9 protein-coding genes are annotated in these 12,790 nt (G+C 48.3%); all 9 read left to right on the forward strand.

The features are described from left to right. The first annotated feature begins 176 nt into the window (after window positions 1-176). The 9 genes from EC604_RS22150 to EC604_RS22190 all read left to right on the forward strand — a co-directional run bounded on the left by EC604_RS22150 (window position 177) and on the right by EC604_RS22190 (window position 12,629). A complete protein-coding gene (locus EC604_RS22150) occupies window positions 177-2,984 on the forward strand; it encodes a glycoside hydrolase family 3 C-terminal domain-containing protein (protein ID WP_430538821.1) in 2,808 nt (935 codons plus the stop codon). A gap of 261 nt (window positions 2,985-3,245) precedes the next feature. After that, complete coding sequence (locus EC604_RS22155) at window positions 3,246-3,437, forward strand: hypothetical protein (RefSeq protein ID WP_090924244.1); 192 nt, start codon at window positions 3,246-3,248, stop codon at window positions 3,435-3,437. A 610-nt stretch (window positions 3,438-4,047) separates the two neighbouring features. Then, window positions 4,048-4,635 (forward strand): GNAT family N-acetyltransferase, encoded by a 588-nt coding sequence (locus EC604_RS22160; protein ID WP_123066215.1) that lies wholly within the window; start codon window positions 4,048-4,050, stop codon window positions 4,633-4,635. 443 nt (window positions 4,636-5,078) lie between these two features. Continuing rightward, the gene (locus tag EC604_RS22165; protein ID WP_123066216.1) at window positions 5,079-6,098 is read left to right on the forward strand and encodes a sialidase family protein; all 1,020 of its coding nucleotides are present in this window, start codon (window positions 5,079-5,081) and stop codon (window positions 6,096-6,098) included. Window positions 6,099-6,174: 76 nt separating this feature from the next. Further along, window positions 6,175-6,972 carry a copper homeostasis protein CutC gene (locus tag EC604_RS22170; RefSeq protein WP_123066217.1) on the forward strand — a complete coding sequence of 266 codons (798 nt, stop codon included), beginning with the start codon at window positions 6,175-6,177 and terminating at the stop codon, window positions 6,970-6,972. 64 nt (window positions 6,973-7,036) lie between these two features. After that, a complete protein-coding gene (locus EC604_RS22175) occupies window positions 7,037-8,515 on the forward strand; it encodes an alpha-L-fucosidase (RefSeq protein ID WP_123066218.1) in 1,479 nt (492 codons plus the stop codon). Between the two features lies 1 nt (window position 8,516). Beyond that, window positions 8,517-10,325 carry a glycoside hydrolase family 35 protein gene (locus EC604_RS22180; RefSeq protein ID WP_123066219.1) on the forward strand — a complete coding sequence of 603 codons (1,809 nt, stop codon included), beginning with the start codon at window positions 8,517-8,519 and terminating at the stop codon, window positions 10,323-10,325. A gap of 109 nt (window positions 10,326-10,434) precedes the next feature. Next, the gene (locus EC604_RS22185; RefSeq protein ID WP_123066261.1) at window positions 10,435-11,301 is read left to right on the forward strand and encodes a sugar phosphate isomerase/epimerase family protein; all 867 of its coding nucleotides are present in this window, start codon (window positions 10,435-10,437) and stop codon (window positions 11,299-11,301) included. A gap of 269 nt (window positions 11,302-11,570) precedes the next feature. Beyond that, window positions 11,571-12,629, forward strand: a complete 1,059-nt coding sequence (locus EC604_RS22190; protein WP_123066220.1) for a Gfo/Idh/MocA family protein — start codon at window positions 11,571-11,573, stop codon at window positions 12,627-12,629. Window positions 12,630-12,790 lie beyond the last annotated feature (161 nt).

Consider the following 12,790-nt stretch of genomic DNA (forward strand, 5'->3'; position numbering starts at 1 on the left):
GGAATCTGTTAAGATGGGACTAGGTACAAGTAAATCTGCCATATCCATGAAGTTCGTTCTATTTTTTAAATGAGCTTAGCTTGGGCAAGAGTAATTTTTAGATTATTTTTCCATCGCAGAGAATTGGAATACGATCTAATCTTGTTTATAAATAGCCGTTTCACACAGATATGGAGATGACATTTCAGGAGGGAAATCACTTGAGTACGAATCTAATTGGTGTTCCATTGGAAGGGTTTGCAGAGTTCAGCCGTACGGTAGCTGCCGAAGGAGCCGTTTTGCTTAAAAATGAAGGACAGGTGCTTCCACTCGGCCATTCCGAAAACGTTTCAGTTTTCGGCCGAATTCAAGTAAATTATTATCGCAGCGGCACAGGTTCAGGCGGTAGTGTTCATGTCGCATATACCACGAATCTGCTGGATGGACTGCGCAGCAAAAAGAACATTAACGTTAACGAAGAACTGGCAGCTGTTTATGAGAAATGGATTGAGGAAAATCCGTTTGATGATGGCGGCAAAGTATGGGCGGCCGAGCCGTGGAATCAGAAGGAAATGCCACTCACAGACGAGCTGGTCGCACAGGCCAGAAGTAAATCGAGTAAAGCGATCGTGGTGATCGGACGCACCGCGGGGGAAGACCAGGATAATGCAGATGCACCAGGAAGTTATCGTCTGACAGACGATGAGAAGGCGATGCTGAAGCATGTGACGAACCATTTTGAACATACGATTGTAGTACTCAACGTCTCCAATATTATGGATATGAGCTGGTTGAACGAAACGGTTCTACATCCGATTCAAGGTGTGATCTACTCCTGGCACGGCGGCATGGAGGGCGGTAACGCGATTGCGGACGTACTGGCAGGAGACGTTACACCAAGCGGTAAACTAACGGATACGATTGCTTATTCTATTGAGGATTATCCGTCCACAAGTAACTACGGAAACGAGTTCAAGAACCTGTATCAGGAAGATATTTATGTGGGTTATCGTTTTTTCGAAACGTTTCGACCTGAAAAAGTACAATTTGAGTTCGGTTACGGCTTGTCGTACACCACTTTTGCCACACAAATCGAGGAAGCTCGTACAGTTACCAACAATGGGGAGACCTTGATCGAGGTTCGTGTGAACGTAATCAACTCCGGTACAACCTATGCAGGTAAAGAAGTGGTTCAGGTTTATTATGAAGCACCGCAAGGGGAACTGGGACAACCGGTGAAAGCACTTGCCGCTTTTGGCAAAACAGGACTGCTGCAGCCCGGCGATTCCGAGCTGTTAACGATCCGTTTCCCGGTAAATCGCATGGCTTCGTATGATGATGCGGGTGTAACGGGGTATGCTTCCGCATACGTGCTTGAAGCAGGAACATACCGTCTGCATGTGGGCACGAGTGTGAAGCAGGTAGAGCATGTTGGCATCGATGGCCAAGATGGCTATGTTGTGGGCACGGTTCGACTGGTGGAGCAATTGCAGGAAGCGATGGCGCCAACGGAAGATTTTACACGGTTGAAACCGGGCATTCGCAAGGCGGATGGATCGTATGAGCTGACGTATGTAGATGTGCCAAAGCGCAAAGTGTCTATCGCGGACCGCATTACGCAGAACTTGCCGCAAACGTTGGAGCAAACGGGCAATCAGGGTTATAAATTGAGCGATGTGAAGGCGGGTAAAGTCAGTCTGGAAGCTTTTGTGGCTCAACTGAACGATCAGGATCTGGCAGCAATTGTACGCGGCGAAGGCATGAGCAGCCCGCTGGTTACTTCGGGAACCGCATCTGCTTTCGGCGGTGTGAGTGACAGCCTGTTTAACTATGGCATTCCGGTGGCCTGTACGGCAGATGGCCCGTCCGGTATCCGTATGGATAGTGGGGAAAAGGCAACACAAGTATCCATCGGAACGCTGCTGGCGGCAACGTGGAACGCAGACTTGGTGGAAGAACTGTATGTGATGGAAGGACAAGAGTTGCTGCGCAATCAGGTGGATACCCTTCTCGGGCCTGGGCTCAATATCCGCCGCAGTCCGCTGAATGGTCGTAACTTCGAGTACTTCTCGGAAGATCCGCTGATTTCGGGTGTATTTGCCGCAGCATGTACGAAAGGCATCATGAAGGGCGGTTCTAACGCCACCCTGAAACACTTTGCCTGCAACAACCAGGAGAAGCACCGCAGTAAAGTCGATGCTGTTGTATCCGAACGAGCGCTGCGTGAAATTTATCTGAAAGGGTTCGAGATTGCGGTAAAAGAGGGTGGAGCCAACTCCATCATGACCTCTTACAATCCGATTAACGGACATTGGGCTGCGTCCAACTATGATCTGAACACGACCATTTTACGTGGAGAGTGGAACTTCGACGGCATTGTGATGACCGACTGGTGGGCCATTATGAACGATGTGGTTGAAGGCGGAGAAGCTGATCGCAAGTTCACGAACTGGATGGTTCGCGCTCAGAATGACCTCTATATGGTTGTGCCAAACTATGGCGCAGAGATTAACGGCTGGGACGACAATACCATTGAATCGCTCGAAAATGGAACCTTGACCCGCGGTGAGCTGCAGCGCTCCGCGATCAACATCTGTAAATTCATCATGAACGCGCCGGTATCCTCACGCAAACATGAGATTGTAGAGAACGTGGCTTCGTTCCAGGCGAACGCGGCTCTGTCGGTGGCAGACGCTCAGTCGCTGGCTGAGAACGCACAGGTAAAACCTGCGGTAGCTGAGCCTGTATATATGAAAGTGGATGAAGCAGGCCAATACCGGATTATTGTGCAGATCATGTCACCTGAGCCTGAACTGGCACAAAGTGCATGTAATGTGCTGCTGAATGGTCAGCTTGCTACGACGATCCAAACGAACGGTACAGAGGGCAAATGGATCAGACAAAAGTTGGTGAAAGTGCAGCTGGAGGCCGGGCTGTATGAACTCAAGCTGGACTTTACTAAACCGGGTCTACAGATCGATTGGATTGAATTCAAGCAGGTATAGGTTGGTTAGGTGTAACGGTATAGGTGCGACATAAAAGGTGACCTGTAAATGGATTGGCAAATGCATGCACTCGGGTCTTTGTCAAAGTAGAAGTGCAATAGTGTGGTGCTAAAACCAGTGTAGCGCCAAAACCATTATAGGAATTTTAACAAAGGACACTGCTTGCGGTGTCCTTTTGTTGTCACCGGAGAAGCAGACTGTTATGATCGAGTTACGGGATCGTGGTCAAACAGAATAATGGGGTCAGGGGTGTGGCAAACGATGAAAAGATACAATTATTTAAGTCCGATACTGCTGATTGTCGTCGCATTGATCGTGCGAGGGCTTGTAACCAACGTATGTATGTTGTTTGGATTGTCGCAAGAGGTGTCCAGCAATATTGCGATGCTCGCCATGATTATTGTGGCTTTGATTATGTTCAACCGCATGACGAAAGCCCGGCGTAACAAGTAGATTGGTGTGGTCTGCGACGGGTCAAGTAGATATAGAAGAACAGTTTTGAAAGCCCTTTATTTTATTCAAAGGTGAGGAACATGGAGGGCTGGAACAGGTCACGAAGACGCTAAGACATGATACAAAGACGATGTAGATATTCTTCTGCCTCGTCTTTTTTTGCTTCATGTGTGAGAATCTCTTTATACACAAAAAAAGAAACGGCACAGGATATTTCCTATACCGCTCCACGATTCAGATTTCATTTTTTATGTTAGTTCTGCGTTTGAGCTAAACTTATGACATTGCTCCTGGTAATCAATTGTCTTAGATTGAGAAGGTATGAATAAGTTATTACTCTCTTTTTTTATCATTAAATCGCCGACGAAATACCAAAGCCGAGACAGCAAATATAATAAAACATACAGCATTAAGAAGATGGTTTATAAAACGCAGACATAACAAAAGGCTCATGTTGGATAAAACAAACACGGGCCTTTTGTTATGTGAAAAATGAATATATACATACTCTGCCTATAGAGGATGAGATATTCACCCTATACTGATGCTAGGAAAGAATGATGGTATCAGAGATCGTTAATTGAGATATCGGAATCGGAGGAGTTGCAAAATGGATTACGTTAATCAAGAAGTAAATAAGTTAAATGTTACCGCTAGACTATGCGGTGTAGAGGAGAAGTTCATTATCAATAATATTTATCCTCTTTATCTGCATGATTTGTCTGAAATATGGGAATACAAAATCAATCGTTATGGGGTGTTTGAGAATGACGATACCCGAACTTTGATGGAACAGAATCGCGTGTTTGATATTTGGTGGGAACACCCGAACGTATTATTTCCTTATCTTATCACAGTGGATGATATACCTGTGGGGCTTGCATTTGTGGCTACTTCCCCTTTCATACCATGTCCTCAATATATCGATTACTACATGAATGAGTTCTTCTTATTACGTAATTATCGAGGAAAGGGTGTTGGAGAAGAAGCGGTGAGACAGATCATTGGAAAGATGCCAGGGCAATGGGAATTGCAGACAAATCCCACCGAACGAAACGAGCGTGCGAAACGTTTCTGGCGTAGAACACTTAACACATGTACCAACGGGAAATACTCCGAAGAACTTGGTCATCATCCTGAAGATGGAGAAAAGCTAGTTTTTCGCTTCAGCACGAGTTCTGAAAAAGTGAGTAATTAGAGAGGTTGCTCCTAGCTTCATAAAAAAGCATCAACGTGATGAACGGTGGTTTACAACTAGTGGATGATAATAGGGATCGTTGCAGAAATGCTAACGATCCTTTTTGGTATATCCTTTAACATATTGTCAATGTTCTGTTCTCAAATATATGTCAAAAAAGAATTACGACTAACATTACGGCGGTATGTTACAGGGATTGGGGAGATATTTTCGAGGAAGCTCATATACGAGTATTGACGTTCAATACCTAACGTTTTAGACTAAGGATATAACTCAATAACGATATTAATAACAAAAATAACAAAAATAACAAAAGAATCAAATTGTAATCAACTAAAACCAATAAAGCATAAAGTTCATGGAAGCTGTGGAAACCTAGACTTCGTTTAACTTGATTAACGCTAGCTAACGTCTTTATTACTCCATTTACAGGAGGCTCGCTCATGACGATTAAGGCTGACAAACAGTATGTTTTTCGGGAAGGACAGCTTTTTCAGAGCAGTCATGCGTCAACCATCGCTGTCCTGCCAACCGGTTTAGTTATTGCGGCTTGGTTTGCAGGTTCGTATGAAAAATCCAGCGACACCGCGATCTGGACGGCTGTTCAGGAGCAAGATGGCTCGTGGTCAACGCCGCGTAAAGTAGCGGATGAAGAAGGTATTGCCCATTGGAACCCGGTGCTGCATGCACATGGGGGTTCCCTTGTCCTCTTTTACAAGGTGGGACACGAAATTACAGACTGGCATACTCGCATCATGCGCTCGGAGGATGGCGGGCAGACATGGACGGATGCTCGTGAGTTGGTTCCCGGTGATGTAGGTGGCCGTGGTCCGGTGCGCAATAAACCTGTGCGGCTCGCGGATGGGACAATTCTGGCTCCGGCCTCCATTGAGCGAATGGATATGGAGAATCCGGGCAAACAAGTGTGGGAAGCTTTTGTTGATATTTCAACCGATGAAGGCGAGACATGGACGAAAAGTGAACCCATTCCGATGAACCTGTCTATTTATGTGGGGGCGAATCATTGGATTGCGAAAGGTCTGATTCAGCCTGCTCTATGGACTTCAAGTGCCGATGATGTACATATGTTACTCCGCAGTACGGAGGGGAAAATCTTTCGCAGCGACTCGGTGGATGGCGGCAAGACATGGTGTGGAGCTTACCCGACAGAACTGCCAAACAACAATAGTGGTATTGATGTCACACGGCTGGAGAGTGGCTTGCTTGCACTTGTTTACAATCCCGTGAGCGGGTATGCGACAGAGAGTCCCCGTACACCACTGGTAGTTGCTTTTTCAAATGACAATGGTGTGAGCTGGGGAGATGAGTTTGTGCTTGAAGATGAGCCTGGCGAGTACTCTTATCCTGCCATCGTATCTCAGGGACAGAACCTGTACATATCGTACACGTGGAAAAGAGACCGGGTTGCGTTCTGGAAATTGAACGTTCACATATCGGAGTAAAGCAAGGACCGCAGAAACGCTGATCAGGCGTTTATTCGGTCCTTGCTGTCGTGGTTATTTGTGAGGAGGTGTTCCTATGAATATACAGGTCATCAACAGAGAGCCAATATTGGAAGTCATAGCGTTGGACACAGCAGATGCCCAAGCCGCGGAGCAAGGGGGAGCCGATCGGATTGAGCTTGTATCGGCAATGACCGAAGGTGGACTTACGCCCAGTTACGGGTTGATTGCACAAGTCGTATCCAAGGTGTCGATACCGGTCTATGTCATGATCCGGCCTCATAGCCGCTCGTTCTGCTATAGCGCTGATGATCTTCAGGTGATGATCCAAGACATACGTGTGGCACGTGAGCTTGGTGCCGCAGGCATTGTGATTGGAGCTCTCACCCGTGAGGGAGAAGTACAGCGCTCCTTTTTACAAACTTGTCTGTTGAGCGCTCAGGGGCTGGGAGTTACGTTTCATCGCGCCATCGATTCGAGTGCACATGTGGTGAGAGCGCTGGAGAGCATGGGTGGCATTAATGGCGGGAGTGAGATCAAGGGCAAGTTTGAGTATGAGAGGGAGATGGAGAGCAAGAGCGAGGAGAGTGTCATCGAGCGTGTACTTACATCGGGAGGGAAACCTACTGCCCCTGAGAGTTTGCTCGAACTACAGCGTTTGCAGGAGATAGGACAGACGTTGAACATATCCGTTATGGCGGGTTCGGGTGTCACGATTGAGGGGATTTCAACCATCGTGAGCCGAACGGGGATCACCGAGATTCATATGGGATCGGGTGTGCGGCGCGGAGGGAGTTTCGATCAACCTGTGGATGCTCAGCTTGTCGCTCAGGCCAAAGCAGCGTTGATTCGTTCAGTACAAGAGCTGCAGTAATAATGATATTGGTAATTGCGCAATAAAAGCAGAATGCACTTTTCATATAAGGGAGTGGGAAGCCATGAACTCAAAGCTTTCACCAGCACCAGCGGATTGGATTAAAACAGCGGCACAGGTCAGCCCATCCGAGCGCCAGATGAGATGGCAGGAGATGGAGTTTTATGCTTTTATCCATTTTACCGTGAACACATTTACCGATCGGGAGTGGGGGACGGGCGAGGAAGACCCGGCTATCTTTAACCCTACTGAACTACTTGCAGGGCAATGGGTGGAGACATGTAAAGACGCAGGCATGAAAGGGCTCATTTTGACCTGCAAACATCATGACGGGTTCTGTCTGTGGCCCAGCCGTTATGCAGATCATACGGTTGCAGCGAGTCCATGGCGAAATGGCTCTGGTGATCTGGTGCGAGAAGTTGCGGATGCCTGTCGTGACGCCGGGTTGAAATTCGGGGTGTATCTTTCACCCTGGGATCGTCATGAAGCGTGTTATGGGGATTCGGAGCGGTATAATGCTTTTTTTCTTGCTCAGCTGCGCGAACTGCTGACGAACTATGGTGATATTTTTTGTGTCTGGTTTGATGGCGCATGTGGCGAAGGGCCAAATGGGAAAAGACAGGTCTATGACTGGGACGCATATTACGCGCTCATTCGCGAGCTTCAGCCGGAAGCGGTCATTTCGGTCTGCGGCCCGGATGTACGCTGGTGTGGCAATGAGGCAGGACATACGCGCGAATCGGAATGGAGCGTTGTACCGACGCATATGCAGGATAATGAGAAGATTCAGGAGCAGTCGCAGCAGGTGGATGATAGAGAGTTTGCTAAGAAAATCAACACACAAGATAGTGATCTGGGGAGCCGGGGCATCATCCGTGATTATGCTGATCAGCTGATATGGTATCCTGCCGAAGTTAATACTTCGATTCGTCCGGGCTGGTTCTATCATGCGAGTGAAGATGATCAGGTCAAAACGCTGGACGAACTGCTCTCCGTTTATTACGGCGCCGTGGGCGGCAACGCCTGCTTTTTGCTGAATCTGCCACCAGACAAACGTGGTCTGCTGCATGAAAATGATGTCCAGCGATTGAACGAGATGGGTTCGGTGTTACGTACCACATTCAGTGGAGACTTAGCACACGGCGCACAGGCTGAGGCTTCAGAGACGATGGATGAAGCACATGGAGCTTCACAAGTTTTAAATTCGGATGAAGAGTTGCAACAAGAAGCATATTGGTGCCCATGCGAAGGAACAGAGCAAGCGTGGATGGAATTGATTTTGCCGGAAGAAAAGACCTTCGACCGTGTGATGCTAATGGAACACATCCGATCAGGTCAGCGGATTGAAAGGTTCAGGCTGGAAGTAAGCGGTGAGGATGGTCGGTGGCAGGACATCTATGCTGGAACGGTAGTTGGATATAAGCGAATTTGCTGTTTTCCAAAAGTGACTGCACGCCGGGTTCGACTGACCATTCAGGAGTCCAGATGGTGTCCAACACTATCGAAATTCAGCTTATTTTACAGTGAACGGGAGGACGTGTGAGATGGCTATACTGATGGTTCAGGGCTCACAATTCATACTGGATGGGAAACCGGTTCAGATTTTGTCAGGAGCCATTCATTATTTTCGAGTGGTCCCCGAGTATTGGGAGGATCGGTTGCTGAAGCTGAAGGCCTGCGGATTCAATACCGTGGAGACTTATGTGCCATGGAATATGCATGAGCCGCAGCCAGGAGAGTACTGTTTTGAAGGCATGGCGGATGTGGAGCAGTTTATACGACTTGCAGGAGATGCAGGGCTGCATGTGATCGTTCGTCCAAGTCCTTACATCTGTGCGGAGTGGGAATTTGGTGGTTTGCCTTCCTGGCTGCTTGCGGATGACCATCTGCGGCTTCGTTGTAGTGATTCGGCGTTTCTGGCGCATGTGGATCGGTATTATGATGTGCTTTTGCCCAAGTTAAAACCTCTTCTGAGCACCTCTGGCGGGCCTATTATTGCGTTGCAGATTGAAAATGAATACGGCAGTTTCGGGAACGATGCGAGTTATCTGCAATATTTGCGGGATGGCATGGTGCGACGGGGCATGGATGTGCTTCTCTTTACCTCAGACGGGCCAACAGATCATATGTTGCAGGCCGGTTCTGTATCCGGGCACTTGGCAACGGTTAATTTCGGTTCGGGGACGGAATGGGCATTTGCCAAGCTGCGTGAATATCAAGCAGAGGAACCGCTCATGTGTATGGAGTTTTGGAATGGCTGGTTCGATCACTGGGGCGAGTCACATCATACCCGGGAGGCAGAAGATGTAGCCAAGGTGCTGGAGGAAATGCTGGAGGCGGGCGCATCGGTGAACTTCTACATGTTTCATGGCGGTACGAATTTTGCATTTTATAATGGAGCGAACTGTCAGCAAAAGGATCAATACGAACCAACCATTACAAGTTACGACTACGACTCTCTGCTTAGCGAATCGGGCGAACCGACAGCGAAATTTTATGCGGTTAGAGAGGTTCTCTCACGTTATAGAGGTTTTGAAAAACAGGACGGTTACTGTGAAAAGAGAGATTTAGTTTTACCAGAACCGAAGGGAACGGCATCTTATGGGAGGGTTGAGCTGGCGCAGCGAGCTAGCTTGTTACAACAACTGGACGCACTGGCTGTTAAGATTCAACGTACTAATCCTGAGCCGATGGAGAAGTTGGGGCAGGATTACGGATTTATCAGCTACCAGACGCGGATATCCGGGCCAAGAGAACGACAGGAGTTAGTTGTTCAGGAGGTGCGTGATCGGGCACTGGTGTTTGTGGATGGATTGTTACAGGGTGTGCTTGAACGTGGGAATGTTGCGGCAACGGTATCTTTTGAGGTGCCAGCGGAAGGCGCAGAGCTGCTCATTCTTGTTGAGAATATGGGGCGGATCAATTACGGGCCGTATCTGAGAGATCCGAAAGGAATCACGGAGGGTGTACGGCATGGATTTCAGTTTTTGTACGATTGGACGATTCATTGTTTGCCGATGACCGATCTTTCGGGTTTATCCTATGCTGTGCTGTCTGAGCTTGAGAGCAGCGCAAGAACAGTTAAAGAGGAGCCGTTTTTTTATCGAGGAAGTCTTCATATGGAGGATGTTTCGGATATAAAGGATACCTTTCTGCGTCTGGACGGCTGGACAAAAGGGGTTGCATTTGTAAACGGATTCAATCTGGGCCGCTACTGGAATATAGGCCCGCAACAGACGTTGTATGTTCCTGCTCCGCTCCTCCGTCAAGGAGAGAATGAGATCATCATATTTGAGCTTCATGGAACAGAAGATGCTGCCGTCATGTTCGTAGATCAGCCGGATTTGGGCTAGAAAAGGAAAATCGGTGAGCCATGCGATTATTGGCAATTGCCCTATAGACCGGAACACGGTATACGTTGGGTATGGACACCCATCACAGGAGAGGGAGAGGATGAGGAAGATGAAAGTTGGACTTAGCACGTACAGTTTGCAACAAGCACTGGATCGTAAGGAGCTAACTGTGCCGGATGCCATTCGCTGGATTGCCGAGCAGGGCGGGCAACATGTGGAGATTGTACCGATGGGCTTCAGTCTGATCGATAATTCGGCATTAATAGAGGAGATCAAGGCTGCGGCTCAGGACGTTGGCATCGACATCTCCAACTATGCCATTGGTGCAAATTTTGCGGTTCAGGAGAGTGCCGAGACGTTAGAAGAAGAAATTCAGAGCGTTATGCGCCATGTGAATGTCGCCGCCGCCCTCGGAGTGAAGCTGATGCGTCATGATGTCGCTTTCCGGCCTGCACAGGAAGGGACTGTAGCACAGTTTGAAGCTGATCTTCCCGTACTCGTCAAAGCCTGTCAGCGAATTGCCGACTATGCCGCTGGTTTTGGCATTACAACGAGTGTGGAGAACCACGGGTATTATGTGCAATCGAGCGAGCGAGTTCAGCGACTGTTACATGAAACGGGTCGGGAAAATTTCAAAACGACACTGGATATCGGGAATTTCCTCTGTGTCGATGAGGATCCAGTGAGTGCGGTGAAAAATAACATTCCTTACGCGTCCATCGTTCACGCCAAAGATTTCTACTGGCGGTCTTCCACCCGGAATCCCGGCGAAGGGTGGTTCCAGACCTCCCATGGCAATTATCTGCGCGGAGCCATCGTGGGTCATGGCGATATCGACATGCCTGAAGTGTTTCGCGTACTGAAGCGGTCCGGTTATGACGGATATATCTCGGTTGAATTCGAAGGCATGGAGCACTGCCAGACCGCCTCGCGCATTGCGATGGATAACGTGCGCCGTTTGTGGGATGAGGCGTGACAATATGTAGTTAAGGCCGCCATGATATCTAGCGTTGCCGCCTGCGTGTCGTTTTGCTTAGTCCTGTGGGATGCAGTGTAGTGTCGTGGATTACTCTAAATAGAGTTCATTCAAGAGTTCACTGTATGAAGGCAACCGCAGTCAATGTAATTTTTCAAAAGTGAATGGAATTAAGCGTGATTTGAGGATCATGAGAATTTTATTTCAAAGATGGCTTTTCCAAGCTGAACGGTATTCATTTTCATTTTTAACACTGGAGGGGTAGTGAAATGTCCAAATTGAAAGTTGCCGTCATCGGCGCTGGTTCTATATCGGATTGTCACCTGCAAGCGTATGCCAGCAACCCGGAAGTAGAGATTTATGCGATCTGTGATCTGAACGAAACTCGTGCCGCCGAAGTGGCGAAGCAGTACGGGGCATCCCATGTGTTTACGGACTATAAAGACTTGCTCGCTCTGCCGGAGATTCATTCGGTAAGCATCTGCACATGGAATGATTCGCATGCCGAGATCAGTATTGCGGCGCTGGATGCAGGCAAAAACGTGCTCTGCGAGAAACCACTCTGCCAGACCGTGAAGGATGCGCTAGAGGTAGAAAAGGCCGTTCATCGCAGTGGAAAGTTGTTACAAGTAGGTTTTGTTCGCCGTTATAGTGACAACGCCCAGATTCTGAAAAAGTTTATCGACGAAGGTGAACTTGGCGAAATCTATTATGCCAAAGCTTCCAGTCTGCGCCGTCTTGGCAACCCGGGTGGCTGGTTTGCGGATAAAAGTCGCTCTGGCGGTGGCCCGTTAATTGATATCGGTGTACATGTTATCGACATTTGCTGGTACCTGATGGGTAGACCTAAGGTTAAATCGGTCTCCGCCAATGTCTCAAATCGGCTCGGTAACCGGGCAAACATTCGAAATCTTTCGTTCTATAAGGCTGCTGATTACGATGCGGAACAGAACACGGTGGAAGATATGGCGAATGCATTGATCCGTTTTGAAAATGGGGCAAGCCTGTTGGTCGATGTCAGCTTCACCCTACATGCGAAGTCTGATGAGACAGCAGTCAAGCTGTATGGCGACAAAGGCGGTGCCGAGCTGGAACCGGAGATTTCAATTATTGGTGAGAAGTTCGATACCATTCTGAACATGACACCGCAAGTCGATTTTAAATCCTTTGACTTCATGGGTTCGTTCCGCAACGAAATCAACCATTTCATAGACAGCACGCAGGGCCGAAAAGAAACCCTTAGCCCCGTCGAGGACGGTGTGGAAGTCATGAAAATGCTGTGTGCCATCTACGAATCCGCGCGCGAGGGCAAGGAGATCACGTTGTAATTCATACGTGAAACGGAGAGTGCAGAACCAATCTGGAGAAGCGGAGCGCTCGCCTTTACCACCGGATTTCCACATCAGGGACATAATTCATAGAAATCCGGGGGTAACAGCGATCGAAAGATGGTACTGCAATCGGAGTGCCCAGTGTAAATCCACCTTTT

It is taken from the genome of Paenibacillus amylolyticus (assembly GCF_003719335.1).
In the GTDB taxonomy this organism is placed as follows: Bacteria; Bacillota; Bacilli; order Paenibacillales; family Paenibacillaceae; genus Paenibacillus; species Paenibacillus amylolyticus_D.